We start from the raw sequence: 26,862 nt of genomic DNA, 5'->3' as shown, positions 1-26,862 counted from the left end.
ATGCTTACCAGACTTGCCGAAACGGCCGGCCATGTCAGCCGGCGGGGCAAGGTCGGAGTGCTGACCCGAATGGCATCTGCACTCAGCCTTGTCTGCCACGGCCTCGCGGCCGCCGGCGTCGCCACGCTGGCGACGCTGGTCGGTTATGTGGTCTTTATGCGCTGGGTGCTGGGTCAGCCGCCACACTGGGCCGAAGAGTTGCCACAGCTGATTTTGCTCTGGTCCACCCTGCTTGGTGCCGTGGCCTGTTCCTGTCATCGCTCACACCTCAGTGCCGGCCTGCTGCCGCTGTTGGTACGTTCGGCTCGCTGGCTGAAGGTCTTGACCCATATCGGCGACCTGCTGGTGTTGCTGATGCTGCTGGTGATCACCAAGGCCGGCTGGGAGCTGGCCATGCTGACCATGAGCCAGACCACCACCGCCCTGCAAATTCCGGCCGGAATCAGCTACCTGGCGGTACCCGTCGGCTGTGCCGCCATGGCGCTGGCTCAACTGATTCACTTGTTTAACCGGGGAGACGCTCTATGACCGCCGGCGCCTTAACCATGCTCGGGGTCTTTGGTCTCGGCATACTCATTGATATTCCCATCGCCTTTGCCCTGCTGATTGCTGCCGTGGTGTACCTGGCGGCATTTGCGGCCGCCCCCATGCTGGTCTCTGCCCAGCAATTCGCCGCCGGTATGGAAAGCTTTACCCTGCTGGCCATTCCGTTGTTCATTCTCGCCGCTCAGCTGATGAACAGCGCCGGGCTGACCCAGAAAATAGTCCGTCTGTGCATCACCCTGGTGGGAGATATCAAGGGCGGTCTGGCGGTGGTCGCCGTGCTGGCCTGCATGATTTTCGGTGCCCTCTCCGGCTCCGGGGTGGCCGACGTCATTGCCATCGGCAGCATGCTGCTGCCGGCCATGCAACGCAGCGGTTACCAGAAGGGGTTCAGCTGTGCGCTGGTGGGCACCGCCAGTTCCATCGGCACCGTGATCCCGCCCAGCATTGTCATGATCGTTTACGGCACCACCTCCAATACCTCGGTCGGCAAACTGTTCATGGGCGGCGTGATCCCCGGCCTGATGCTGACCCTGGCACTGGTTGGGGTCGCCCTCTACGTCTCCCGCAAGCATGGCTGGGGCGGAGGCACCCCCAGTACCACCAGCGAAAAGCTCAGCGCCTTTGTCGATGCCCTGCCCGCCCTGATGGTGCCGGTACTGATCATCGGCGGCATTCGCTTCGGCGTCTTTACCCCGACCGAAGCGGCGGCCTCGGCCTGCCTGTATGCGCTGGTCGTCGGCATGGGTCTGTACCGCAACCTTCGCCTGACCGACCTCCTGAATTGTGTCAAGGCGACGGCGGAAACCAGCGCCGCCATTCTGGTGATCATCGGTGCCGCCGGCCTCTTTGCCTGGGGACTGACCTATGAGCAGGTGCCCCAGGCCATCGCCTCACTGATAGGTGAACTGACCGACAGCCGGACCAGCGTGCTGCTGCTGCTGACCCTGGTATTGCTGATCCTTGGCTCCTTCATGGAAAGCATCGCCATCATCATCATTATCACCCCCATCGTCATGCCGCTGCTGAGCCAATACGGCATCGACCCTGTCCACTTCGGGGTGTTGCTGACCGTTAACCTGGCCATCGGCGCCAACACGCCTCCGCTGGGTGTCGATCTCATGGCCGCCTGCCGGATCGGTGGTATCAGCGTGATGGAGTCGCTGCGCCCCCTGGTGATGATGCTGGTTGCCATGTTCTCCGTGCTGATGCTGCTGACCTTTGTGCCCGAGCTGGTGCTGTTCTTGCCAAACCTGATGAGCGAGTGAGGAGCTGACCATGAACCATGACTCCCTCTCTCTGAATCGGGCGGGCAGCTGGCTGTTTCTGCCCGGCCATCAGCCCGAACGGCGTGAGCTGGCCCTGGCCAGCAACGCCCAGGCACTGGTGGTCGACCTGGAAGAGTTCACTCCCAAAGCACAACAACACCAGGCTTGCCTGGCCTTTCATGCCTTTGCCGATGACTGCCGGGCCAGGACGCGCCTGCCCCTGGTACGCATCAACCGACTGGAAAACGGCGGTGAGCAGGAATTGCAGCTGTTGCTGGCGGCCCGACCGGCCGCGGTATTTCTGCCACAGGTGGAGCGGGTGTCCCAATTGCGGGACCTCGCCGGGCTGCTGGATACCGGCGAGGCCGCCCTTGGGATTCCCCTCGGCAGCACCGCCATGGTGCCAACCCTGGAAAGCCGGGCCGGACTGAGTCGTGCCGATGAGCTGCTGGCAGCCAGTCCCCGGCTGCGTGCGGCACTGATCGGCACCGGCGATCTGGCGACCGACCTGCGGTTGCCGGCAGACATGCCACTGGCAAACCGGGTTGACGCCATCCGGCCCTATCGCCAGCGCTTTCTGGCGGCCTGCCAGGCTGCCGGCGTGCTCGCCATCGACGGCCCCTGGCCGGCGCCACAGGGCTTTGAACAGGATCAGGCCTGGTCGGTGGCGCTCGGGTTCAGGGCCCGTTGTGTGGTCAATACCGGGCAACTGCCGGCACTGCATGCCAGCCAAAACAACCAACAACATTCATCAGACTTTTACCGTATTTCCTGAGAGGAAGATAACAATGACCAACCCGACTCGCCGTAACGGCGGCCAGATTTTGATCCAGCAACTTCGGGATCTCGGTGCCCGCCGCATTTTTCTGGTTCCCGGCGAAAGCTACCTGCCCTGTATCGATGCCCTGAACGAACACCGTGACGCCATCGAGCCCATTGTCTGCCGACAGGAAAGCGGCGCCGCCTACATGGCCGAAGCCTACGGCAAGCTGACCGGAGACCCAGGCATCTGTTTTGTCACTCGAGGGCCGGGCGCCACCAACGCCTCCATCGGTGTGCATACCGCGTTTCAGGACTCAACCCCGATGATCCTGTTTATCGGCCAGGTCGGTAACGACTTCGTGGAGCGCGAGGCATTCCAGGAGATCGATTACCGACGCATGTTCGGCCCCATGGCCAAGTGGGTTGCCCAGATCGACAGGACCGACCGCATTCCGGAATACATTGCCCGCGCCTGGACCGTCGCCACCACCGGCCGCCCCGGCCCCGTGGTGCTGGCCCTGCCCGAAGATACCTTGTGGGGCGAAGCCGAGGTGGAACAGCTCAAACCGGTGCCGCGCCGCTTCAGCTATCCGGGGGCGGCAGACATGGCCGAACTCGGCCACCGCCTGGCCGCCGCCAAACGTCCCTTCCTGCTGGTGGGCGGCAGCGGCTGGACCCCGTCGTCCCAGCGACACGTCACCGACTTTGCCCGCCGCTTCAAGCTGCCGGTTGGCGTGGCCTGGCGCCGGCTGGAGTGTTATGACCAGCGCCAACCCGAGTTTGTCGGCCATGTGGGCTGGAGCATGCATGCGGCACTACGCCAGCAGCTGGAAGAAGCCGATCTGATCATCGCCGTCGGCACCCGCATGGGCGAAGCCACCAGCGAAGGATACCGCTGGATCAACTCGCCCCGGCCCCGGCAGAAACTGGTGCATGTTTATGCCGATCCGGAAGAGCTGAGCCGTGTCTATCAGGCCGATCTTGCCATTCATGCCGATGTCAACGGCTTCAGCGCCATGCTGGATCTGGTACCCGAACTGCCGGGTGCACCGGCCTGGGCCCCCCTGACCGACCAGGCCAGAAACGCCTACCTGGCTTCCCTCGAGTGTCAGCCCGCGCCCGGCCCGCTCAGCCTGGACCGGGTGGCGCTGCAGGTCGACCACATGCTGGGTGAGCGAGGCTGCATCACCGTCGGCGCCGGCAACTACGCCCTCTACCCTCACCGCTACCGCCGTTATTTCGGGCTCGGCAGCTCGCTGACTCCCACCGTCGGCTCCATGGGCTACGGCCTGCCGGCGGCCATCTCCTTCAAGATGGAACACCCGGATCAACCCGCGGTGTGCTTCGCCGGTGATGGTTGTTTTCAGATGAACATGCAGGAGTTGGGTGTGGCGCTGCAATACCGGGTGGGCGTGATCGTGCTGGTGTTCAACAACGGCATGTTCGGCACCATTCGCGCCCACCAGGAAAGCGGCTTCCCGGGCCGCGAAATCGCCCTTTCCTTCACCAACCCCGAGTTCAGCCAGCTGATCACCTCCTACGGCGGACACGGTGAGGTGGTGACCGAAGACGACCAGTTTGCCGCCGCCTTTGAACGTGCCCTGGCCTTTACCGAGCGTGAACAACTGCCGGCCCTGATAGAACTGCGCTACGACCCGGACGGCATCGCCCCCGGCACCCTGCTGAGCCAGCTTCGTGACGATGCGCTGCTGCGCCAGCAACACCAGGATTGAGGAACCCGAACATGACGATTGCAATAAACCAACCACTGGCAACCGATGCGCTGCGTGTTGACGGCAGCCGCCTGTGGGCATCACTGATGGATCTGGCGCGTGTGGGCGCCACGCCCAAGGGCGGCAACTGCCGGCTGGCGTTAACCGATGAGGATCGCCAGGGCCGTGATCTGGTGGCCGGCTGGCTGCGGGACACGGGGCTGGATATTCGGGTTGACCGACTCGGCAATATCTTTGCCCGTCGCCCGGGCCGCAATAATGATCTGCCGCCGGTGGTGACCGGCAGCCATATTGATACCCAGCCCACCGGAGGGCGCTTTGACGGCAACTACGGCGTGCTGGCCGGCCTGGAAGTAATGCGGGTGCTGAACGAGCAGAGCATCACCACCGAAGCGCCGATGGAAGTGGTGATCTGGACCAATGAAGAAGGCAGCCGCTTTGTGCCGGTGATGATGGGCTCCGGCGCTTTCGCCGGCATGTTCACCCCCGAGGCGGCCCTGGCGGCGCGGGATCATGATGGCATCAGTGTCGCCGATGAACTGACCCGCATCGGCTACGCCGGAGACATGCCGGTGGGCGGACGCACCCTCGGGGCCTACTTTGAAGCCCATATTGAACAGGGGCCGGTATTGGAAAAAGAACAGCTGCAAGTGGGCGTGGTGACCGGCTCACTGGGCCTCAGCTGGTTCGATGTGGTGGTGACCGGCCAGGAGGCCCACGCCGGACCTACGCCGATGGAATACCGTCGGGACGCCCTGCAGACCGCCTGCGCCCTGGTCAGCGATATCCTGACCCTGGCCGAGCCCCATGCCCCTCATGGCCGGGTGACCTGCGGCGAGTTCCGGGTATTCCCCAATTCGCGCAATGTAATTCCCGGGCGGGTGAACTTCAGTGTCGATCTGCGCCACCTCGAGCCGGCGGTGCTGACCACGATGGAGCAACGTCTGCGTGAACTGTGTGACACCCACGGTAATAACGCCGGCATCGAAGTGGAACTGTTCGAGGTGCAGCGCATTCCGCCGACGCCCTTTGCCCCGAAGCTGGTTGAACGGGTTCGCGCCTGTACCGAGGCGCTGGCCATTCCTCACCGTGATATGGTGACCGGTGCCGGCCATGACGCCGTTTATATCAGCCGGGTGGCCCCCACCGCCATGATCTTTGTGCCCTGTGTCGATGGCATCAGCCACAACGAATGCGAAGACGCCAAACCCGAGGACCTTGAAGCCGGCGCCAATGTACTGCTGCATGCCATGCTGCAAACTGCCGAGCCCATTCCCCCCACTGACCAGGCGCAGTAGGAGTTCTCCATGACCTTGCATGATCTGACTTACTGGGAGCAACTGGCCAGCCGGCTGGAGATCCCTACCGGCGCCTATATTGACGGCGCCTATATGGCCGCCGCCGACGGCGCCACCTTTACCGCCCGCAATCCGGCCACCGGCGAAGCCCTGGCGGAAGTGACCGCCTGCGGCCAGCAGGACATTGACCGTGCCGTGGCCGCCGCCCGCCGGAGCTTTGAATCCGGCAGCTGGTCCCGGCGCGCGCCCCGTGAGCGCAAGGCGACCCTGCTGCGCTTTGCCGCCCTGATTGAACGGCACGCGGAAGAGCTGGCCCTGTTACAGACCCTGGAGATGGGCAAGCCCATCGCCGACAGCCTGAGCTTTGATCTGGCGGAAACCGCACGCTGCGTGGCCTGGTATGCCGAGGCCCTCGACAAGCAGTATGATGAGATAGCACCGACCGCCGACCATGTACACGCCACCCTGACCCACGAGGCGCTCGGCGTGGTGGCTGCCGTCACCCCGTGGAATTTCCCGCTGATGATCAGCGCCTGGAAGTTTGCCCCGGCGCTGGCCATGGGCAACAGTGTGGTGCTCAAGCCCGCCGAGCAGTCCAGCCTCAGTATTCTGCGGCTGGCGGCCCTGGCCGGCGAGGCCGGGCTGCCGGACGGGGTATTCAATGTCACGCCGGGGCTGGGCGCCGTGGCCGGCCAGGCCCTGGGCCGGCATATGGATGTCGACTGCCTGGCCTTTACCGGCTCCACCGCAACCGGCAAGCGCTTTATGCACTACTCCGGTGACTCCAACCTCAAAAGGGTCTGGCTCGAGTGCGGCGGCAAGTCTCCCCATATCGTGTTTGATGACTGCAAGGATCTGGCGGCGGCGGCCCGGGCCGCTGCCGCCGGCATCTTTACCAACCAGGGCGAGGTCTGCATTGCCGGTTCCCGACTCTATGTTCAGGATGCCATCTATGACGAGTTCTTGTCGCTGTTAACCGCGGCGGCGGCGCAAATGCAGCCGGGCAACCCACTGGATCCCAACTCCCCCATGGGCGCCATGGTGGATGCCACCCAATACCGGCGGGTGCAGGACTATATTGCCCTGGCCCAGGATGAAGGCATGAAGCTGCTGGCCGGTGGCAATACCACGGCACCGGTTGCCGGAGGCTGGTATCTGCCGCCAACCATACTGGAAGGTCGGCATGACCAGACTCTGATGCGTGACGAGGTATTTGGTCCCGTGTTGGGGGTGACCCGCTTTACCGGCGAAGAAGAGGTCATCGCCCTGGCCAATGATTCCGTATATGGCCTGGGCGCCGGTTTGTGGACTCGGGATCTCGGCCGCGCGCACCGAGTCTCGAAACGACTGCGGGCCGGCCTGGTGTGGGTGAACTGTTATGCCGATGGCGATATCAGCGTGCCCTTTGGTGGCGTCAAGCAATCCGGGTTCGGACGCGACAAGTCGCTCCATGCCCTGAGCAAATATGCCGATCTCAAAACCACCTGGATGCACCTGGATTAGGCCTGCCTCCAGACCTGAATAACCGGGTCACACTTACTAGGGGCCGGTGGGGTTTCGCCGGCCTCAAGTATCGATTAAACCAACAAGGATGGTGCTGTGATGTTTTCAGCTGCAGATACTTTCGTTCTTTCCGTTGTGGTGGTGCTATGCGCCCTGGGCCTGATTGGCCTGTCCTACTATTTTTTCCGTCAAATCAAGACCTATGACGACTTCAACATGGCCGGCCGTGCTACCGGAATGTTTCCCATGATTTGCACCCTGGTGGGCACCGCCGTCGGCGGCTCCACCCTGCTCGGTTTTATGTCTAAAGGCTTTCAGCAGGGCCTGGGACAAATGTGGCTGCCCGGCGCCATTACCATTGCCGGCATTCTGCTGCTGTTCCTGGTGCGCCGCATTCGAGCCTATGGCGAGCGCTTTAAGATGGTGACCCTGGCCGACTTTATGGTGAACCGTTACGGTGATGGCGCCCGTTTGCCCACGGTGATCAGCATGGTCTGCGCCTATTCGGCCATTACCGGCATGCAGTTTGTCGCCATTGCCACCGTGCTTAACCTGCTCTTCGACCTCAAGATGGCCCATGGCATTATGCTCACCTGGCTGGTGCTGACACTGAAAACCTACCTGGGCGGCCTGAAGGCGGTGATCTGGTCTGACGCCATTCTGGGCACCCTGCAAACCCTGGGTATTTTCCTGCTGCTCGCCATTGTTTATCAGGCCTCGGGCGGCTGGGAGAACATCGCTATCAGTGACAAACTGACTGGCCAGGAAGATTTTCTCAGCCTCACCGGCATTGATACCAGCGACCTGTTTATTTACCTGCTGACCATAGGGGGTTACCAGTTTGTGCGCCAGGATCTGTGGCAACGCTTCTGGGCCGCCAAAAACGCTCAGGTGGCTTATACCAGCTACAGTGTGGCCGTGGTGTTTAACTTCCTGGTGGCCGGGGCGGCGGTACTGATTGGTTGCTTTGCCTATCTGGGCATGAACCTGAGCGTGGCCAATCCGGATCTCACCTTTTATGCGGTGCTCAAGGCCACCCTTCCGCTGCCCATGATCGCCCTGATGATAGTGGTGCTGCTGGCTACCGTGGTGTCCTGCGCCGACTCCTTTTTTATTGCCGGCGCCTCGTCCATTGCCAACGACATTATCCGTCCCCGCCTGAACACACAGAAAGCCCAGGATAACCAGCTGCTGCTGCGCCTCAGCCGTCATTCGGTGGTGATCATGTCACTGCTCTCCGCCGGTCTGGCCCTGTATGCGCCCAAGCTGGTTTCCATCTGGATTTTGGGTAGCGCCATGCTGGTCTGTGGCGTGCTGGTGCCGGCCATCGCCGCCCTGCTGGCCAAGGAGCTGAACCGCACCGCCGGCATTCTGGCCATGTGGACAGGCCTGGGCTCGGCGGTTGGCTGGCAGCTGATCGGTCAGCCCTTTGGCATTCACCCCATTTTCATCGGTCTGCCCATTGCCCTGCTGCTGCTGCCGGTGATCCTGTCTCCCCGGCAGCAAAAAGCGCGAGCATAGCCGGCTCCATTAACTTCCTCCCGCCAAAGCAGACGCCGGCATGAGCAATCACGCCGGCGTCTGCCGGCCTTAATACACGCGTGGCAAATCGCTGATACGGGTGGTGTAGGCCGGCGACAGGAATGCCCTGCTCCACGTGATCCCGGGACGGGCCGGGAAAGCCACGGGACGCCCGGTCTACCAGCAGAAATGGATTCAAAAATGCCTTATGCGCCCCCATCAGGATTGCCATTTCCACCACCACAACATACTGCATATAAAAACAGTGCATTTTCGAGTGATAGCAGCCACGTGTTCAGCGCTCTAACCGGTCATGCTCATGACCGAGAGCGGCGACACACACCCGGTTGCGACCGGCTTGCTTGGCTTGATAGAGCGCGTCGTCGGCGGCCTTGAACAAGGTCTTGATGTCGGCATGACGGCTTGATACTGCGGCCACCCCCAGCGATACGGTAAACCGGATTTCAGTTTCATTTGCTACCATGACACGAAAACTGGCCAGGGCGTGACGAATGGATTCAGCCTTGTGAATTCCCTGTGTCAGTGACGTGTCGGGCAACAACAACACAAATTCCTCGCCGCCAAAGCGGGCCAGCAGATCCGCTCGCCGAATGATGCTTTGACAATGCTCCGCCAGGGCCTTGAGTACTTCATCGCCGGCATCGTGACCATGGGTATCATTGATCTTTTTGAAATAGTCGATATCCATCACCATCAGCGTCAGCGGCGAGCCGGTCCGGTGGGCTCGGGTCATCTCCCGCTCGGCCTGCTCATCAAACCAACGTCGGTTGGCCACACCGGTCAGAGGATCCTTTAACGCCAGCTCTTTCAATTGTTGTTCCATATAAACCTGCTGACTGACGTTCTGCATGCTGAACCGACCCAGTTCCAGGGTACGCTCGTCACTTAAGCGCGACGACACGCTGCAGGACATCACCAGAGTGTCACCGTTTTTGGCGTTGATCCTGATTCGTTGATAACGTTCTTCCCCCTCCATCATGCTGGCCAGCATGGCTTGTGCCTGTTCCAGCGAATGCACCTCCATCAGCTCGGCCAGGTGCATGTGGTCAATCAGCTCCTCACGCCGGTAGCCCAGGTATTCCAGGGTGCGCCTGTTGACGTTGGTAATGCGTCCATCCTGGGTCAGGGTGATATAGCCAATGGGAGCGTTTTCATAGAGATCCCTGAAATTGTCCAGCTGTTCACGCTGCAGTACGGCTTTTTCCCGTGCCTGTTCCCGATTACGCACGATCAGATACACCACCAGAAGTACCAACGCAAAACAGCCGGCCAGGACTCCCTTGAACCAGGGGCGGTGATAGATAGCCACCGACTGCCACCTTTGCTGATCAGACTCCACCAGAATGGCCCACTGAGATGCCTGCACATCACTTACCAGGCCGAGATCGTTTATGTATCGCGCAACGGAAGTACTTTCGTAGATATTGGCAATATCCAGCCAATGAAAAGTAAATAAGTTTTGCTCCAGATGCAGGCTGCCCGACCGGGACTGCTGTAACTGCTGCCATAGCGCCGGCTCCCAGTTGGCAACCGTAAGTTCCGGCTGTTCACGCATCCAGCCCCATTCATTGTCCGGCTCATGGTTCACCATCCAGTAGCCATCAGCATTGAGCAGCATGGCCCGGTCGCCTTCAGGGAACAGCTCAATAAACTGATTGAGCATACCCGCGGCCTTGAGGTTAAGCACCAGCAGGCCGGCAGGCTCACCTGTGGCACTTTTCATCATGCGCACCAACCGTAGGGTGGGCTTGAAGGGCACTTCCAGCTCGCCTCGCTCTTTATTCAGATCCAGCGGCGACAGGTAAACCTGCCCGGGACTGAGCTTCAGCCCCTGCTGAACGTAATAGCGATCCCGTTTACTTTGCAACCTGTGTTCAGGCACAGCCTCGGCACCTGCGTTGGAATTATTAACGCGAATACGCTCGTGACCGTTCAGATCCAGTATACGAATTTGATCATAGCGGCCATAAATGGCGGCACTGTCAAGAAATACCCGTTTTAGCATTTCTTGGTTTTGCTCGGTAGGATTATCCAGGTAGCCCAGTTCAAAGGCCACCGCCGAGAGCTGCTGAGTATCCTGAACGGACACCATTAGGTGTTCGTGCAACATGGTTCTGGCAGCCTTTATCAGATGTTGATGGCGGTTTAGCGCCTGTTGCTGAAGCCCGTTGTCGTAAATCGCCTTTCCAACCCACAAGCCCAGCCCCAGTAAGGCCCAGGCTATCAGCCACCATAGCACTATCCGTTTAAACATCATTATTCCGCCACACTAATCACGGTCATAGCGACCGGTTAAATCGGTGACCATACCAGAGTGAGGTTCACTTTACGGCATTGAAATAACGGACAGGTCATTGAGATAAATAAAAAACGCCTTGTTTCCGGTGAAACAAGGCGTTTTTCAGTGACAGCTTTGCTTATTGAACTAAAAAAAGACAACACTTAAAACCGGCTGATGACGTATTGCCAATAATGGCTTAGCGCCACTCCGCATAAGGGGCAAGCGGCTCAACCGGAAAGTCCAGATCTCCCAGCCAGGGCTGAAGGTAATAACGAAGATACAGGAACCCGTGACCGGGCGCATAGTCCTCGCTCACCTGCCAGTTCAGGCCCCCGCCCAGAATCCAGCGCTCGTTCAGCCGGTATTCCCCCCGGGCCGCCAGGCTCAGCCCGAGACCGCTGTTGCTGTCGTCATCGCTGCGCCGGGCCGCACCCGCCAGCAAGGGCTTGCCGCTGTCCGCAATGGCAGACCACTGGCCGGGATATAGATCATTACCCTCGGAGCGAGACCAGGACCAGCTCGGCGAAGCCTCCAGGGTGGTGGACCAACGTCCGCTGCGCTGACCGTAGCGTAATGGCAGCCCCACCGACAGGTAGTGCTGCGGACTGTAGTACCCCCCCTGGCCCAGGGTGTCTTCACTCAAATCCTTCTGATAGTGGAAATACAGCAGGGAGGCGCCCACCCGCAATTGCTCATTCGGTGTATCGGTCAGGCGATAATAGTAGCCGGTCATGGCGCTGAAACGGCGGTTGTTGTCCACCCGCTCCCCTTCGAGCTGGTGGGCACCCAGGCTGGCCCAGACGCCGTCCTTCCCTCCCTGATCCCGACTCAGGCCCAGGGTCAGGCCGGTGGCGGTCACGCCCCCCCAGCTCAGGCCGGTCACGGGATCGACCGCGCCGGCATAAGACACCAGAGAGTTGCTCATGGGCCGCCGTGACAGCGTTATGCTGTAACCAATATCGCGCCAGTCGCCGGCGTAGCTCAGCCCGCCCAGCCAGTTGCTTACCTCAAACCCCTGGGGGGTGTGGCCCAGATCCCAGCTCCACGCCTCTCCCTGCCAGCCCAGCGCCAGTGCGGAGCCCGAGGTATCGAGGGAGCCGGTCGCACAGTTGCCCACAGCATTACAGGCGCCGAAACGATCATCGGCGGCGGGCGAGCCCGTATTCAGCCTGATGTGCTCGGCCTGCACCCAGGCCCGGCCGTTCACCCAGGGCCATTCGGCCCTCACCATGGTGGTGTTCAGACTGAGATCATTAACCCCTTCCGGGTTGTTGTCGGTTCGCCAGCCCAAATCATGCTGCACTTGCAGGGTGGCATTCTGCCGGCGGTAAAGATCGGCCGCTTCCCGCTTCAGGCTGCGCTGCAGCCAGTCATCCTCCGCTCGTTCCCGGCTGGCCTGGGTCAGGGCGGCCCCATCCAGGGGGGCCAGGGCATCGGGCGCCAGCTCCCCGGTGGCTGCCAGCCCGCGCCCATAGAGCAACAGGGCCCGGTTTGGCACGGGCTGCAGGCGGGCCGCATCCCGCAACAGTAAGGGGTCCGTCGGCGCCTCATCCAGCAACCCTGCCATCAGCTGCTCCGCCTGCCGAGATTGACCGCTGCCGACCAGCAAGTTGATATAGCGACGCCGCTGGTTCACACTGGCATCATTAGGCAGGGAATGCTCCTGCAGCCACTGCCGAGCCGCGCCAGGCTGTTGCAACGCCAGCCGGCTTTCCGCCACCCCTAGCCAGGCTTCGGTATTATCGGGGTGCTCGCGGCTCAGTTGCTCATACAGGGCCAGTGCCTGCCGGTATTGTCCGTCTTCCATCAGCCAGCCGGCCTGCAACAGGTGATCTTCCACCGTTCCCGATTGCGTCAGCAGTGCCAGCGCCCGTTCGTTATGACCCTGCTCACGCAATTGTGTGGCCTTTTCCCGGCGCAGACTTCCTTCAAGACGAACAAAAAGCTCACGCATGCCATCAGACCAGGCGTCGGGAGAAATATGTCGCAAACTGGAAAGGGCGGCTTCATCGTTGTCATATGACGCCAGAAACTGGGCATGGGCATGGCGAACCTGGGGATCATCTCCGTGCGAACGCAGCAAAGGGGGAAATACCGCCGTCGCTTCCTCGGTATCCCCTTGTTGCCACAACAACGTCGCCAGCTCATAAGCCTTCCATGGCTGAGGCGGGGCAATCTGTATTGATTTGCGCAACAAGGCAATGGCGTCATGAGTTCGCCCCCCTGTCCTGGCCTGCTCAATTTCCTGCGCCAGCCGCTCCAGCCTGAGGCGGTTTTCCAAATCATTGTATTCCCGGCGGACACCGGCCGGTAGAGACTCCAGCACGGCCAAGGCCCGCTTCGGTGACGTTTGGCGATAAAAGTCGGTAAGGGCATAAACTACCCGGGCATCGTTTGGCGCCAGTTTACGCGCCTGTTCCAGCCGTTGCTCGGCCTCGGCCCAGTGTCCCTGCGTCAGGGCCACATCGGCTAAACCCAGCAAGGGCAGCACGTCGCCGGGACGCAACTGTCGTGCCTGCTCAAAGGCGCCCCGGGCCCGGTCCGGCTCCTGTCTGGCCAGCGCCTGCCGGCCACGATCGTGCCACACCAGGCTTTGCGCATAACGGTGTAGCTCCTGCCACTTGGCGATAACCCTGCCATCCTGCTCCAGCCGTACCGCTCGCCCCAACGCGGCTTCAGCTTCGGCGTAGCGTTCCAGCTGGATCAGCGTCTGGCCATGGGCACCGTGCAGGGCGGCATCTTGCGGATAGCCCTGCAGCGCCCGGCGCAACCGGGGCAAGGCCGAGTGGTAGCGCCCTTGTTGCGCCAGGGCAATGCCTCGCTGCCCGTCCTGCCAGGCAGGATCCTGCAACAAGGCCCGCTGTTGCTGCCACTGGCGCCGTCCGCCGGCCTCGTAACTGCTGCCCTCATAGCGGCTGAGAAAACGCTGCCACAGAGCCTCGCTCTGCGCCGAGACCGGCAGCTCGACCAGGTAGTTGTACTCCAGCTCGGCGGCCCGGTTGGCCGCCGTCGGGTTGCCGGCCAGCTCTCCCAGCAGCGCCAGTGCCGGCTGAGGCTTATCTTCCGCCAGCCACAGCCTGGCCAACAGCAAACGCAACTCGGGATTGCCAGGATAACGCGCATCCAGTTGCTGCAGCCGAGCCATCGCCTGGGGGCGCTGTCCGTCCACGCTGGCCAGGGTACGCCAGTGCTCAAGTCCCAGGTTCAGGCCGGGCGGTTCGTCACCCCACAATTGCCGATAGAGCTCCATGGCCTGCTCGGGCTGACCACTGGCCGCCAGCAGCTGTGCCTGTTGCCGCAACGCCCGGCCTTCGCCTTCGTGGGCATTGACCATGGCCTGAGCCTGCCGCAGCAGCCGAGGGTTATCGCCGTCCTGAGTCAGTCGCTGCAAGTCCGCCCTGGCCTGCTCCATATCACCCCGCCGCAGGTTGAGCTCGATTCCAGCCAGCACCACGTCGGCGTCCTGAGGTGCCAGTAATGCCAGCCGCCTCAGCGCGTTCTCAATCATGTCATCCCGGTACAGCGCCTGCCCCGTGCGCAATTGCTCCAGCAACAAGACACGCTGCTCGGCGGTGTTGTCAGGCTTAGCAAGGGCGGCCGGGACAGCCATCAACAGGCAGATACTGGACAAGATACCTATTCGCATGAATCCTCCCACGGCACATGTAATCGACCTTGTTCATCGAAACGATAGCGTTGTTCCTCCCAGCCCAGCGCGAACAACAGCAGGGAGCGATCATAATAGGCATCAGGGGCCGGCGGGTTGAGGCGCAGCCGCTCACGCTGACGTGCCACCACCATTTCAAACCCGGGCACGGCCGTCAGCATGGGCAGCAGGGCGGCGGAAAAACCCGCCGGGCCGGTGCCTTCGGCGGCGCCGGTCGCCGCATTAACCCGCTCCGGCGGCACTCCGGCCTGCCGGGTCAGCGTCAGCATGGGGCCGTAGTGCGCCAGCAGCTCGGCGCGTCCCGGGGCACTCGGCGCCATCAGTCCCAGCCACAAATACACGCGAATGGCATCGTAGCTGCCGAGTTCACCGGGACCGGGCCGGCCGTTGGCAGACCACAGGATCCAGTCGGGCGCCAGCCCGGCCGGCGCCGAGTTCAGCAGCAAGCGCCGCGTGCTGGCGGCCAGGTCCTGCCACACCACCGACTCGCCGGCAAAGCGCGCCAGCAAGGGCAAGGGCAGGTAGCTGGGATTGAGCGTCCAGCCCTGGGCCTTGTCAAAGCCGGCGTTACCGGGCAACAGCCCCAGCCCCAGCCCCGGCATCAGGCGCAGGCTCTGGGCCGCGGAACGCCACAGCAGCTCTCGTCCCAGACGTGTGTAGTCCGGCCGTCGCCACAGTCGTCCGGCTTCCAGCAGGCTATAGGCAATCCACAAATCCGAATCGGCGGCATTGTTGTCATCCAGCACTTGCCAACCGCCTTCTCTGGCCCTCCCCCATTGCCAGGCCGGCAGCCGGGCGCTCAGATCCCCCTGGGCCAGGTTGTTCTGGGTCCAGCTCAGCAGGCTGGCAAAGGCAGTGGCGTCGTTGGCCACCAGGGCGAAAAACAGCCCGTAGCTCTGCCCTTCCGAGGTAGTGATGGCCTGAGCAGAGGAATGATCAATAATGCGGCCGTCTTCACTCATCATGGCCGCCTTGTACTGCTGCCACAACGGCCAGTCACAGGCCGGCCGAGCCGGCAGGGGCATCAGCAGCCACAGCAGTGCCAGCACGACCGCCTTCATCACTCAGTCCTCGTCGCCCAGTTCACGCCGATGCGCCAGCCAGCGCAGGCTGCGCCATAGCAATACCGCCAGCAGCAGGGCACCCAGCGCCGACAACAGCGCCAGCCACACCGGGTGCGGCGACAGCAGGTACCAGAGTTTCAGCCACCAAGGCAGATAGCCGACAAAATACTGTTCCCCCACCAGCTGGCTGTGCACCCCGCTTTCCCGCACCAGCGCAAGTGAGCCAAAGACATCGCCCAACCGTGCTTCATCGTGCAGGGCCTGACGCAACAATTCATAGTCCTGGTCACCATTGCCCAGCAATGCCACCAGGCTGCGTCCGGCGACATAGGGAGATTCCATGCCAACCAGGGCCGCCAACGGACCGGCCGCCGACACCGTCACTCGAGCCTCGGCGGCAAAGCTGTCCTGGTTCAGCCGCTGCGGGGTAGCGGCCTGTACCGGTGTGGCGTTGGCGGCCTGCAACAGCCAGCCCGCCGAAGGTTCCAGGTTGGCACTGGGCGCCTGCTCCATGCCGGCCGGCAGCTGACCAAAGACCAGCCAGTCTGCATCACGGTCACGCACTTCGGCCGCCTTGTGGGTGACTTGCAGTGCCATGGCCGGGTAACCGGTATGGGCCGAAATTCGGGCCAGGGTGTCCAGCATCAGCCCGGTAAGTAGGGGCGAGGGCGCCTCCGGCATCAGTACCATGGTGTCGGACAAGTCCGCCATTCGGCTGAACGGAAAGCCGCTGTGCACAAAGGCCGACAAATCCGGCATGGCCTTGAAATGGTAATAGCCGGATAAATCGATGCTGGAGTTCTCGTCAATCACCGCCTGGCTGTCCACCACCAGGGTGGTCTGGCAGCGCTCGGGCTGGGCACTGCCAAAGGTGGTGGCGAAATTGAAGTCGTAGCGAATGACATTGCGGGCGCCAATTTTTATCGATGGCACCATCAGCCGATCATGGGCATTGGTGGTTTCATTGGCGGTCACCGCCAGACGCAACCGCTCCAGCTGGCTACCCTGTTCCCCGTTCAGAGGCAGGCTGCCGATAAACTCGCCATTGAGGCTGATATTGAGTCGAGAGTCATCCTCGGCCGACGGCGTGGTATAGCGGTAACGGGTTTGCAGCGGAATGCCCTCGTTCTGCCAGACGAACAGGTCCGGCGGCAGGCGAACCGTCAGCTCAACGGGTTCGGGAATCAGCCCGCTGGCACGCAGCTGGCCGGGGTATTCCACCAGCTCGGCAAACCGCACCGGCCTGTCGGTGGGGGTCCAGTTGGGGGCATCATAGGGCTGACGCGGCGCCAGCGGTTGCACCTCGTCTATTACCGCCCGCTCGCCCCGCAGCAGCTTGCCGCCCAACGCCAGGGCCCGCACTGCCCGGCCGAGCTGTTCGTCGTCTTCTCCCTGCACCAGCAGCAGCTTGGTGAGGGAATCGTCCGGATGACCCATCAGCCGCACTTCGGCCCCCTTGACCGGGGGAAAGCGGCGGTTGTCACGCATAAAGGCGGGCCTGCGTTCATTGGTCGCCAGCACCAGAATACGGCCGGGGGGCTGCCCTCGGCCCACCGCCGGCAAGCTGTCGTAGCTCACCTCAAACCCGGCACCGCGCCAGCCCGCCAGGCTGCCGAAATAGGACGCCAGTACGCCCGCGGCCTGCAGCTCGGCGGGGCCGGGCTCCCGGGCCAGTACCATGTCCAGTTGCAGTGGCTGGTTGTCATTGCGGTCAAAAAAGGGCAGCGGAAAGTGAGACAGGTCATTGCTCAGGGCCAGAGCCTGCTCAGTCAGCTCCACCCGGCTGTTTTTGGCCAGGTTGAGCCAGAGGGCGCTGTGGGCGGGATCTTCACAGATATCCTGGTAGTGGCCCACAAACTCGATACGCACCTGATTGAAGTCGGTGATCAGGCGAGGATCCAGACGAACACGCTTTTCGACCAACCGGCCCGGCTCGCCCGGCTCGATGACCAGGGTGTCCATCAGTACCTCATTCAAGTACACCCGCAGGTGCGACAGCGTCGGCAGCAGTGCCGGAGACGGCGTATAGGCCAACTGCAATGCCGCGTCCCTGGCCAGCCGATCCCGCCGCAGGCCAAAGGTGATCTGTTGCGTGTTCTTGACGCCCCGCAACAGCATATCCCGGTTCTGGGCCAGCTGATCGAAGCCGTGGTTCTGCGTCCAGGTGGACACGCGCTCGGCACCGGACGGCACCTGGGCCAGGGCAGAGCTTGCCAACAACATGGCAAGGCTGGTTATCAACAGGCTCGGCAATCGGCTCATAAGGCTGTCCACTCTCGTTGTTCTGAATCGGTTCTGGCCTGAGGCCAGCGCGGTAAAAAGGAACCAAGCCAGCGCAACAGCGCCAGCAGGGGCTCGCATGCAAAACGCAGCCGGCGGGGCAAAAAGCGCCACAGCCGGGCATAGCCCCGGCCACCGACGGCAAACACCTCCAGCAGGCTCTGCAGGGGACGCTCCCGTCGCGGCTCAAGCCAGTCCAGCCAGGCGTCGGCCCGGGCAAAGGTGCACTGCACGAAATCGATACGCTGCTCCCGGCTCAACCGGGCAAAATGAATGCCCAGCACATGATCATGGGAGCGGCTGACCACGCCGGGAAACACGTGTTCCCGCTCGCCCCGTCGCAGCAGCAGGGACACTTCGCTGCCCGTCGTCAGTGCCGCCACACCGGGCACGCGAATGGCCACCCCGCCATCGGAATAATCCAGCAGCACCCCGGAATACAGGTGCCCGCCGGGCAGGCGCAAGGTGGCCGGCAAACGCATCCTGACTCTGGGGCTTTGCCGTACCTGGCGAGTTTCGGCGGCGATGGCCACGGCGGCCCCGATAATGAGCAGGTTGTACAGCACCCATAGACTGGTCACCACCACGGTGCCCTGCTCAGCAGCGGGACCGTAAATAAAGCGCCATACCCCCAATCCCAGGCCGGCCAGGTTCAGCAATGCCAGTACCAGGTAGGGCCGGGCAATGCGCCAGTCGAACTGGGCCTGCTCCATCAGGCCGCCCTTGGCGGTCACGTTGAATGCCCCCTTGGAAGGTGCCAACAGGGCCACCATGGTGGGCCGGGCGATGTACCAGGCCAGTACGGTTTCATACACCTCGCCCCAGAAGGTACGGCGATAGCGTCCCTGCATACGCGCCGCCGTCAGGCTGGAATGCATCATGTGCGGCAGCACATAGAGCAGCAACAGAATGGCCGGCGCATAGATGATGTAGGCATGCAGCAGCAGAAAGGCCAGGGGCGCCAGCAAAAACACCAGCCGGGGCACGCCGGCCAGAAAGTGCAGCATGGCGTTGGCGTAACACAACCGCTGAAACAGGGTCAGCCCCTTGCCCAGCAGGGGATTATCGATACGAAATATCTGTGCCATGCCCCGGGCCCAGCGAATGCGCTGGCCCACATGGGCCGACAGGCTCTCGGTGGCCAGCCCCGCCGCCTGGGGAATCCGCATATAGGCCGAATTCCAGCCCCGCCGGTGCAGGCGCAGGGCGGTATGTGCATCTTCGGTCACCGTGTCCACGGCTATGCCGCCGATCTCTTCCAGAGCACTGCGCCGCAGCAGGGCACAGGAGCCGCAGAAGAAGGTGGCATTCCACATATCATTGCCGTCCTGCACCAGGCCGTAGAACAATTCGCCCTCGTTGGGCGAGCGCCGAAACAGCCCCAGGTTACGCTCCACCGGATCCGGCGAAAAGAAGTGATGGGGCGTCTGCACCAGCGCCAGCCTGGGGTCCTGCAAAAAGCCGCCGGCGGTCAGTTGCAGAAAAGAACGCACCGGCACATGGTCACAGTCGAAAATGGCCACCAGTTCACCACTGGTCTGTTTCAGGGCGTGGTTGAGATTGCCGGCCTTGGCATGACGATTGTCGGTACGGGCGATATAACCCACGCCGGCCTCTTCGGCAAAGCGGCGAAAGTCCATGCGCCTGCCGTCATCCAGTATGTAGATATTGAGTTTGTCGGCCGGCCAGTCGATGCCCAGGGCGGCATATACGGTAGTACGCACCACAGACAGTGGTTCATTGTAGGTGGGAATCATGAGATCCACCGATGGCCACAGCCGCGTATCTGCGGGCAGGGGGGCGGGCGGGCGCTTGAGCGGCCAGCAGGTTTGGACATAACCCAGCAGCAGGATAAGCCAGGAGTAAGTCTCCGCCAGCAACAGGGTCAGGCCAAGGGCCAGATCCAGACCATCATTCCAGTTCAGGGTCGAACTGTAACGCCACCACAGGTAGCGACAAGAAATAAGTACCGACAGCACTATCATCAGCAGGGTGGGAAAACGCCCGGGCAGACGGCGCACCACCATGGCCAGCGACCACAGCACCACCACGAACAGCAGCTGGGCAGTGTAATCAAAGGGCTGGGTCACGCCCAGCAGGGCCAGCATCAAGGCCAGCCCAAGAATGACCCAAATGGTCAGGCGGCGCTTGCTGCGCCCCCGCTCCCGCCACCAGGCCCGGCTTCTCACCGCTCTGGGCGCGCTCACCGAGCCCGCCAGGGAACGAAACAGCCGGCTGCGCAACCAGCGTTGCTGTTGTTCCCGCCGCCGTCGCAGCCAGGCCAGGCCTTTTCGCAGCCACGTCCGTATGCTGACGCCCCGCTCGGGCCTGGGCCTGACCAGCAACAGCCAACCGCCCTGAATCAGGTAGCGCAGCGGATCCCCCGGACGGGGCGCCCTGTGCTCAAGGTGTGCCAGCCCTCGCGCATTAAGCAGGTGCCGCCACGCCGGCTGCTCCAGGCGCAGGAGCAGCCAGGCCAACAGCTGCCAGCCGGTCAGCCACAGGGCGGTGATCCGACTGGATCCGCGCCGGCGCAGGGCGGCATAGGCACGGGCCGGGCTCAGCATGTCTGGCTCCGTTTGCCCATGCACCACACCGCCAGGCTGTGAATGCGATCGGCGGTTTCACTCAGGGGGGCATAGGTGCCCAGGGGAAGCTTGTGGGCCAGCGCTTCGGCCATGGTCTCGTCCTGGTGCAGCGCCAGCGGCAGCAAACGACCGGCAAACTGCCGGCGCCACAGCAACAGCAAATCCTGCTGTAACCGGCTGGCGGGATCGTGGCCGTTGATCAACAGCCACTCCGGCTCGGGCTGCTGATGCAGCAGCACCTGGCAGCCCATGTCGGGGCGGATCAGCCGCACATCCAGATCGGGCTCCAGGCTTTCGGCGTGCCCGGGCAACGCCTGAGGGGCGTCAAACAATACCCAGTCAAACTCATCCCGAAGCCCCGACAGGCGCCGGTTCCATTCACCGGGCCGATTCCTGAACCACAGCTCGAGGCGCTCCTGCTCTTCACGGACCAGCCTGCCATAAGGCAGCAGACACAGACCCGGCTGCAGCTCCAGGGCTTTTTCCCGCCAGTTCTCCCCCCGCGCCCAGCCATCGACATGGGCAAAGGGCAACTCGAAATGCAGCCCGAGCATATTGTTGGGAGACAGGTCCACCAGCAGTACCCGTTGGCCGAGCCGGTGCAATGCCTGCGCCAGGGCCGCCAGCACCGAAGTCACCCCCACGCCGCCACGAATGCCATTCAGCCGAAGCAGGGTCATAGGCCAGCCTCCTCCTGTTGCTGTACTTCCGCCTCGGCTGAAGCAAGCTCGGCCAGCAACGGCCAACGCTGCAGGGCCTGATCAAGGCGCTGCTGCTCGGCAATATCCCGGTGCTGCCACTGACCGAGCTGGCGGCGCAGATAAAGGGTATCGTCCGCCGATCTCTCCACTGCCTTTACTTTGCCGCGTAGGGTAGCCAATCGCCGTCCTCCTTGAGCCGAATGTAGGTTGCGTCCTGCTCCCGCACCACCACGCTGCCGGCGTTCTCCGCCACCCAGGGGGTGGCGGGCAGATTTGCAAGCAGCCTGGGCAGGTCTACCTGCCCTCCCTCGGTCACCCGTTGCCGATAAAGCCGGGCCACCAGCTCGGCCAGCGCCAGGTAACTGCTGTCCTGTTCCACGCGCAACGGACCGGCGGCATTATCACCCATGCCGAACAGCTTCACGCCCACCGGTACATGGGTAATGGCGGGAACTGGCAGCTCGCGCATGCCCGAAATCTGCATGCGATCACCGCGCAGGTTGGCCCCGTGCTCCGGCACCAGCACCACCATTACGGGTCGTCCGCTACGCTCCAGGCGCTCAAAAAACTGCTCAATATCACCAAACAGTGCCTGTACTCGCTCCCGGTAACTCGCCGGCTGAGTGCCGCCATCCGCCAGGATCCGGCGGTTGCCGTCATGCAGCGTGGTGGAGTTGTAGTACAACACCCTGGCCTGCCCGTCCCGTTGCAGGCGTTGCTGCCACCAGCGGCCAAGCACTTCTCCATCCCGCCGAATGGGCGCACCGTCAAAGCCAATCAGGTAGCGTGACATTCCCTGTTGCTCCACCACGGGCTGTGCCAGCCCACCCTGACGCTGTGCCTCCCCGAGGAAATCGTCAAAGCGGCCATTGTGGTTCAGGGCCAGATCGGTGCCAAAACCCAGGCTGCGCAGGTTGTCCATCAGCATGCACTGCTGTGGCGCCGGCTCAAACAGGCTCTGATGGCTCCCCTGTCCACAGCCGGCCCGCAACAGGCGAATGGCCGCCGGGCCGCTGTAGGAGGTGGCGGTATTGAAACGATCAAAAATCACATCCATGCGCGCAAGCAGGGGGTGGTCTCTCAGGCCCACGGCGTCGAGATCGTCCCAGCCAAGGGAGCAGATATTAAGCAGCAAGAGATCAAAGGGGGCCGGCGTGCCCGCCGAGGCCGGAAAATCCACCTGCAACCGCTGCTGGGTACGGTAAAAGTGCTGCAGCTTTTCATCCTGAGTGCGCACCGGCGCATCGACGGAGGTTGCCGTTACGGCCGGCGCCATCGGTATGCTCGGCGCTACGCCCGTCATGGCTTGCAACGCCAGCCAGGCCAGGCCGGCCAGGGTCAGAGTGGTAAAGCGAACCCAGGCCTGAAGATAGACATAGGCCACCACCATGGCCAGCAACAGGCCACACAGTTGCCAGTTGATAAAGCGGCCCGCCAGCTCCAGTAGATAGGCCCAGGTGAAATCGGTCACACCGGGCTGGGCCAGCAAACGGGCAAAGGGAGGCAGCCAGCTGTCCTGATAGAGCAGTGCCAGTGCCAGGGGCAGGGCCAGCAGCAGTCGCAGGCGACGGAGCCACGCTCCCGGCAGCGGCAGCAATAAAAAGGCCGCCAGCGCCAGATTGGGCACCGGCTGCAGGTTCAGATAACCCAGCCACAGCAGCAGCAACTTGCCCATAAAATACAGATTCCAGTGCCCCAGGCCACGCCATGCCGGCACGGCCCGAGCCTCGGTATCACTCATGACCGGTCTCCCTTTTCTTCACTCGCCGCACGCCCCTGTGCCTGAGATAACGATTGGGCCGGCACCGCCGCAGCAAGGCAAACAGACCGCGCCCACAACGCGACAACGTCCACCACAGAAGCAGCGCCAATATCGAATTCACCAGCACCAGTAACCACAGATCAGAATACATTTACTGCCCCCTGAGGTTAAGGTGTACCGGACGCCGGCCAAAATGGCGCTGTTTGGCGGCGACAGCCGGCCTCGACGGGGGCTCGTGCTCCAGCTCCGGCGGCTGCCGCTCCTGCTCAAAGCGCTGCCTGGGCAGCACTTCCGTATCGGGAAGGGAGCGACATTCGCGAAACAACTCAGGCCAGGGCAGACGAAAGACATTGGCCAGGGCCGCCTCCCTGGCCTCGTCCGGACAGGCGAACAAAAACAGGTAGCAGCAATCGTCCAGCAGACAGGCCAGATCCCCCTGACGGCGCAGGCTGAGCTGACTCAAACACAATGAGGCATCCAGCCCCAGACGCAGGGGCAAGGCCAGCAATTGATGGCTCATTTCGCCACTGCCGGCCCGAAACACGCCGTCGGCATGATGAAAAAACTCACTGGGGCTAAGCAGCCCGCAGGCGGACGGGGGCTGAAAGCGCTGCAGCAATTGCTCTATGTTGCCGACAAGGCTGCGCTGCCAGCGTTGCCCCGGCAGGCAGCGCAGCAACGACAGAAACTGGGCATGAGACAACCCATAAGGGATCACCAGGTTGGCGCCACACTGCAACAGCAGTTCCTGTTCCGCATCCCGAACGCAGGGACGCAGCTTGCGTATCGCCAGCCTGAAGCCGGGCCCGCGAAAACGGCGCAGGGCGTGAATGCGCCGCGCCAGGACGGGCACTTCCTCATTGCTGGTAATGGCGATCACCAGGGTGCCTTCCCCTGCCGTGGTGGCCTGCTGCCAGAAATCCTCGTCGGGATCCAGCACACGCCAGTCCGCCGCCGGTGCCGGCATGTGCTCCAGGGCCGAGCGCTGAATCAGAGTGCCCCCCTCGTCCTGGGCAGATTCATGTAGGGCCACACTGGCGGGTCGCACCGCAAAACGCCCGGCATGAAGCATGAGGTCGTAATCGACTCCGGCCAGCAACCCGAGGGCATTGCGCCAGCCATCCACCCGCAACAGAATGCCGCCGTCATTACGCTCCAGCCGCAGCAGGCCATTCACCCGCCCGGCCAGGGAGGCCGGCAGTACCTGCTCCTGACCATGACACAGCACCAGCATGACGAGCCCGCGCCGGCTGGCCCAGTCCTGCAACGACAACGCCCACGCCCGCCTTCGGGACTCGGCCAATGTGACTCGGGTCGCCGGCAGTACCAGCAGCAGCACGCCGGACCTGACGCCACTGCGCCCCAGCTCGTTGGTCAGCCATTTCAGATCGGCGCCACGCCGGCCCGGTGCCAGGGAGAAAAGCGACATTTCGTCGGGGCCGGCCGCCTCGGGAATCATGGCCAGCAGTTCTTCCTGCTCATCACCGGCACACACCAAGGTGGTGCTCTGGCTCGCCGGCAATGCCGCCAGCAGGCCGGCGGCCAGCAACAGCATGTCATCCCGCCTGGTCAGTGACAGCCAGTGCAGGCCCGGCTCGCTCATCAGGGCGGCCTCTCGGGGCAGGTGTTCGACAGCTAGGGCAAGTGACAGCATAACGTGTGGGTTCGCCTCAATAATGACGCTGAAAGCATAAAAAAATGGACACGTTCGAAGCCTAATTTTAGGCCTCAAATCCATACGCGTCCAATCGCCATTACACCTTGATTGCCGTCATTCATGCCGGCGGGTATACAAGAGGGTAAAAAACGGGCGGTGAATATTACGCCTTTCGTCCCCGCCCTGCACGCCCTTTCATCGACACCGCATCTCCAGACCGACGAGTGCTATGGGCAGGCCGGGCTCGGCAGGATAGTACGTGGTTCCCCCCGGCTTTCCACGCGAATGCGCACGGCGTCATGACGCCAGACCTCGCGATCGCAATCGATCACTCGATCAAACTGATCGTAATTGATGCGGCTTACCGCCAGCACCGGGCTGCCCTGGGCCAGATTGAGCACCCCAGCCGCTTCTCCTCGCGCCGCCGTGGGGCAAATATCAAAGCGCGAACGGCCATATTCCAGCCCGTATTTCCGTCGGTAAAGCTCGGTCAGTGATCGACTCAGATCCTGCTGTTCGATGCCCGGAAACAACTCGGGCCGCAGAAAATGCTCCACATAAAGCACGGTGCGCTCGTCAATACGCCGGGCCCGGCAGATGCGGATCAGCCGGCTGAGCGGTGCCAGCCCCATTTCTGCCACCAGTTCGCCGGGAGCCACTACCGCCTCGCAGGCCAGTACTCGAGTCTCGGCGGTACGCTGCTGGCTGTGCACCAGCTCGTGAAAATGGGAGCGGGTGGCCGGGTTGTATATCAACCGCGGGCGTGACACAAACCAGCCGCGCCGCTCTTCCCGGTAGATAAGCCCTTCGGCTTCCAGCATGGAGAGGGCGTCCTTGACGGTAATGCGGGTGGTATCAAACAGCACGGCCAGCTCCCGCTCGGCGGGCAACTTGTGGCCGGGAGCCAGGCAGCCGCCGGCGATCTGCCGACGCAGGGTATCGATGATCAGGGTGGTCGTGTTCAAGAGAATGCCTGGACTGTTCCAGAGACGAATGAGCTCAAGCATGATCGAGAAAAGTGACACTAACATGACAATATTAGCCGACATCTTCAGCAAAACACCGCAAAACTGCCATGCAAGTGTCGCATGACTGACTCATTAATGTCATCAAGCCTGCCTAGCATGAGTCTCGAACCTGACCTAGTCCAGAGGATAAGACACTCATGAAACAGCTGTTCACCGCAAGTCTGATTACCCTGGGTTTGGGCACCCTTGCCCAGGCCGCCGACCTCAGCGAACTGGAAAGCAAAGCCCGGGCCGAAGGCCAGGTCTACAGCGTCGGCATGCCCGACAGCTGGGCCAACTGGAAGGACACCTGGCGGGATCTGGGTGACCAATATGGCCTCAAGCACCAGGACACCGACATGAGCTCGGCCCAGGAAATCGCCAAGTTCGCCGCCGAAAAGGAAGACGCCACCGCCGATATCGGTGACGTGGGCGCCGCCTTTGCTCCCATCGCCGTACAGCAGGGCGTGACCCAGGCCTACAAACCGACCACCTGGGACGAAATTCCCGAGTGGGCCAAGGATAAGGACGGCCACTGGATGCTGGGCTACACCGGCACCATCGCCTTTATCGTCAATAACGAGCTGGTAAACAAGGTACCCACCTCCTGGGCAGACCTGCGCGACGGCGACTATCAGGTTGCCGTGGGTGATGTGGGCGTGGCGGCCCAGGCCAACAGCGCCATTCTGGCCGCCTCCTTTGCCATGGGTGGCGATGAGTCAGACCTGAGCCCGGCGCTGGACTTGTTTGCGGATCTGGCCAAACAGGGCCGACTGTCACCGGTGGATGTCAATATCGCCAACCTGGAAAAGGGCGAGATTGAAATGGCCGTGCTGTGGGACTTCAACGCCCTCAACTACCGGGATCAGATCGACCGCGACCGCTTTACCGTGGTGATTCCTTCAGACGGCTCGTTGATCTCCGGTTACGCCACCATCATCAACAAGTATGCCAAGCACCCCAATGCCGCCAAGCTGGCGCGGGAATACATTCTCAGTGATGCCGGCCAGATCAACCTGGCCCGAGGCTATGCCCGCCCCATTCGCACCAGTGTGGCCCTGCCCGAGGACGTGCAGGCCCAGCTGCTGCCCAACGACATGTATGCCAAGGCCCGTCCCATTGAAGACTTTGGCACCTGGGAGCAAAGCACCAAGCGCCTGCCGCGCCAATGGCAGTCTCAGGTGCTGATCCACCAGCAGAGGTAAG

Annotated in this window: 19 protein-coding genes; 8 read left to right on the top strand and 11 right to left on the bottom strand. The window is 62.4% G+C overall.

What is annotated here, in order from left to right; genetic code table 11:
- The 7 genes from OJHNALOF_RS05025 (at position 1) to OJHNALOF_RS04995 (ending at position 8,628) form a co-directional block, all read left to right on the top strand.
- Entirely contained in the window at positions 1–528 is a 528-nt protein-coding gene (locus tag OJHNALOF_RS05025) for a TRAP transporter small permease (protein ID WP_206063564.1), read from the top strand.
- Positions 525–1,811 (top strand): TRAP transporter large permease, encoded by a 1,287-nt coding sequence (locus tag OJHNALOF_RS05020; RefSeq protein ID WP_165661348.1) that lies wholly within the window; start codon positions 525–527, stop codon positions 1,809–1,811. Before OJHNALOF_RS05025 ends, OJHNALOF_RS05020 begins: the two co-directional genes overlap by 4 nt.
- 10 nt (positions 1,812–1,821) lie before the next feature.
- Positions 1,822–2,586 carry a CoA ester lyase gene (locus tag OJHNALOF_RS05015; RefSeq protein WP_165661347.1) on the top strand — a complete coding sequence of 255 codons (765 nt, stop codon included), beginning with the start codon at positions 1,822–1,824 and terminating at the stop codon, positions 2,584–2,586.
- A gap of 13 nt (positions 2,587–2,599) precedes the next feature.
- Positions 2,600–4,306, top strand: coding sequence for a thiamine pyrophosphate-binding protein (locus tag OJHNALOF_RS05010; RefSeq protein WP_165661346.1), 1,707 nt, complete (start codon positions 2,600–2,602; stop codon positions 4,304–4,306).
- A gap of 11 nt (positions 4,307–4,317) precedes the next feature.
- Positions 4,318–5,604 (top strand): Zn-dependent hydrolase, encoded by a 1,287-nt coding sequence (locus tag OJHNALOF_RS05005; protein WP_165661345.1) that lies wholly within the window; start codon positions 4,318–4,320, stop codon positions 5,602–5,604.
- Positions 5,605–5,619: 15 nt separating this feature from the next.
- A complete protein-coding gene (locus tag OJHNALOF_RS05000) occupies positions 5,620–7,107 on the top strand; it encodes an aldehyde dehydrogenase (protein WP_206063618.1) in 1,488 nt (495 codons plus the stop codon).
- Positions 7,108–7,206: 99 nt separating this feature from the next.
- Entirely contained in the window at positions 7,207–8,628 is a 1,422-nt protein-coding gene (locus OJHNALOF_RS04995) for a sodium:solute symporter (RefSeq protein ID WP_094200182.1), read from the top strand.
- A 69-nt stretch (positions 8,629–8,697) separates the two neighbouring features.
- On the opposite strand, the gene OJHNALOF_RS17140 is transcribed toward OJHNALOF_RS04995, so the two are convergent.
- The 11 genes from OJHNALOF_RS17140 to OJHNALOF_RS04940 form a co-directional block, all read right to left on the bottom strand.
- Positions 8,698–8,793, bottom strand: coding sequence for a DUF4113 domain-containing protein (locus OJHNALOF_RS17140; RefSeq protein WP_094200183.1), 96 nt, complete (start codon positions 8,791–8,793; stop codon positions 8,698–8,700).
- Positions 8,794–8,923: 130 nt separating this feature from the next.
- Positions 8,924–10,759: a sensor domain-containing diguanylate cyclase gene (locus tag OJHNALOF_RS04985; protein ID WP_165661343.1), complete on the bottom strand. Its 1,836-nt coding sequence runs from the start codon at positions 10,757–10,759 to the stop codon at positions 8,924–8,926.
- A gap of 367 nt (positions 10,760–11,126) precedes the next feature.
- Positions 11,127–14,576: a cellulose synthase complex outer membrane protein BcsC gene (gene bcsC, locus OJHNALOF_RS04980; RefSeq protein WP_165661342.1), complete on the bottom strand. Its 3,450-nt coding sequence runs from the start codon at positions 14,574–14,576 to the stop codon at positions 11,127–11,129.
- Positions 14,567–15,658 (bottom strand): cellulose synthase complex periplasmic endoglucanase BcsZ, encoded by a 1,092-nt coding sequence (bcsZ, locus tag OJHNALOF_RS04975; protein ID WP_165661881.1) that lies wholly within the window; start codon positions 15,656–15,658, stop codon positions 14,567–14,569. Before bcsZ ends, bcsC begins: the two co-directional genes overlap by 10 nt.
- Positions 15,659–15,661: 3 nt before the next feature.
- A complete protein-coding gene (bcsB, locus tag OJHNALOF_RS04970) occupies positions 15,662–17,923 on the bottom strand; it encodes a cellulose biosynthesis cyclic di-GMP-binding regulatory protein BcsB (RefSeq protein WP_165661341.1) in 2,262 nt (753 codons plus the stop codon).
- Positions 17,920–20,508 (bottom strand): UDP-forming cellulose synthase catalytic subunit, encoded by a 2,589-nt coding sequence (bcsA, locus tag OJHNALOF_RS04965; RefSeq protein WP_165661340.1) that lies wholly within the window; start codon positions 20,506–20,508, stop codon positions 17,920–17,922. Before bcsA ends, bcsB begins: the two co-directional genes overlap by 4 nt.
- Positions 20,502–21,209: a cellulose biosynthesis protein BcsQ gene (gene bcsQ / locus OJHNALOF_RS04960; RefSeq protein ID WP_094200189.1), complete on the bottom strand. Its 708-nt coding sequence runs from the start codon at positions 21,207–21,209 to the stop codon at positions 20,502–20,504. The genes bcsA and bcsQ overlap by 7 nt, the downstream gene beginning before the upstream one ends.
- Entirely contained in the window at positions 21,206–21,409 is a 204-nt protein-coding gene (gene bcsR / locus OJHNALOF_RS04955) for a BcsR/BcsP family cellulose biosynthesis protein (protein WP_165661339.1), read from the bottom strand. Before bcsR ends, bcsQ begins: the two co-directional genes overlap by 4 nt.
- A complete protein-coding gene (gene bcsG / locus OJHNALOF_RS04950) occupies positions 21,385–22,971 on the bottom strand; it encodes a cellulose biosynthesis protein BcsG (RefSeq protein ID WP_165661338.1) in 1,587 nt (528 codons plus the stop codon). The genes bcsR and bcsG overlap by 25 nt, the downstream gene beginning before the upstream one ends.
- A gap of 172 nt (positions 22,972–23,143) precedes the next feature.
- On the bottom strand, positions 23,144–24,646 hold the full coding sequence (locus OJHNALOF_RS04945; protein WP_165661337.1) for a BcsE family c-di-GMP-binding protein: 1,503 nt from the start codon (positions 24,644–24,646) through the stop codon (positions 23,144–23,146).
- A gap of 230 nt (positions 24,647–24,876) precedes the next feature.
- Positions 24,877–25,614 (bottom strand): UTRA domain-containing protein, encoded by a 738-nt coding sequence (locus OJHNALOF_RS04940; RefSeq protein WP_206063563.1) that lies wholly within the window; start codon positions 25,612–25,614, stop codon positions 24,877–24,879.
- 200 nt (positions 25,615–25,814) lie between these two features.
- On the opposite strand from OJHNALOF_RS04940, the gene OJHNALOF_RS04935 reads away from it, so the two are divergent.
- On the top strand, positions 25,815–26,861 hold the full coding sequence (locus tag OJHNALOF_RS04935) for an ABC transporter substrate-binding protein (RefSeq protein ID WP_165661336.1): 1,047 nt from the start codon (positions 25,815–25,817) through the stop codon (positions 26,859–26,861).
- Position 26,862: the final 1 nt, after the last annotated feature.

This window comes from Oceanimonas sp. MB9, assembly GCF_011319775.1.
GTDB classification, from domain to species: domain Bacteria; phylum Pseudomonadota; class Gammaproteobacteria; order Enterobacterales; family Aeromonadaceae; genus Oceanimonas; species Oceanimonas doudoroffii.
This window is presented reverse-complemented; position numbering and strand designations above follow the sequence as displayed.

Excerpts from the sequence above, each read along its gene's own strand:
- bcsG (WP_165661338.1), bottom strand. The coding sequence starts at position 22,971 with ATGAGTGATACCGAGGCTCGGGCCGTGCCGGCATGGCGTGGCCTGGGG.
- OJHNALOF_RS04935 (WP_165661336.1), top strand. The coding sequence starts at position 25,815 with ATGAAACAGCTGTTCACCGCAAGTCTGATTACCCTGGGTTTGGGCACC.
- OJHNALOF_RS04945 (WP_165661337.1), bottom strand. The coding sequence starts at position 24,646 with ATGCTGTCACTTGCCCTAGCTGTCGAACACCTGCCCCGAGAGGCCGCC.
- OJHNALOF_RS05020 (WP_165661348.1), top strand. The coding sequence starts at position 525 with ATGACCGCCGGCGCCTTAACCATGCTCGGGGTCTTTGGTCTCGGCATA.
- OJHNALOF_RS04985 (WP_165661343.1), bottom strand. The coding sequence starts at position 10,759 with ATGTTGCACGAACACCTAATGGTGTCCGTTCAGGATACTCAGCAGCTC.
- bcsA (WP_165661340.1), bottom strand. The coding sequence starts at position 20,508 with ATGCTGAGCCCGGCCCGTGCCTATGCCGCCCTGCGCCGGCGCGGATCC.
- OJHNALOF_RS05010 (WP_165661346.1), top strand. The coding sequence starts at position 2,600 with ATGACCAACCCGACTCGCCGTAACGGCGGCCAGATTTTGATCCAGCAA.
- bcsQ (WP_094200189.1), bottom strand. The coding sequence starts at position 21,209 with ATGACCCTGCTTCGGCTGAATGGCATTCGTGGCGGCGTGGGGGTGACT.
- OJHNALOF_RS05005 (WP_165661345.1), top strand. The coding sequence starts at position 4,318 with ATGACGATTGCAATAAACCAACCACTGGCAACCGATGCGCTGCGTGTT.
- bcsC (WP_165661342.1), bottom strand. The coding sequence starts at position 14,576 with ATGCGAATAGGTATCTTGTCCAGTATCTGCCTGTTGATGGCTGTCCCG.
- bcsZ (WP_165661881.1), bottom strand. The coding sequence starts at position 15,658 with ATGAAGGCGGTCGTGCTGGCACTGCTGTGGCTGCTGATGCCCCTGCCG.
- OJHNALOF_RS05015 (WP_165661347.1), top strand. The coding sequence starts at position 1,822 with ATGAACCATGACTCCCTCTCTCTGAATCGGGCGGGCAGCTGGCTGTTT.
- OJHNALOF_RS05025 (WP_206063564.1), top strand. The coding sequence starts at position 1 with ATGCTTACCAGACTTGCCGAAACGGCCGGCCATGTCAGCCGGCGGGGC.
- OJHNALOF_RS04995 (WP_094200182.1), top strand. The coding sequence starts at position 7,207 with ATGTTTTCAGCTGCAGATACTTTCGTTCTTTCCGTTGTGGTGGTGCTA.
- bcsB (WP_165661341.1), bottom strand. The coding sequence starts at position 17,923 with ATGAGCCGATTGCCGAGCCTGTTGATAACCAGCCTTGCCATGTTGTTG.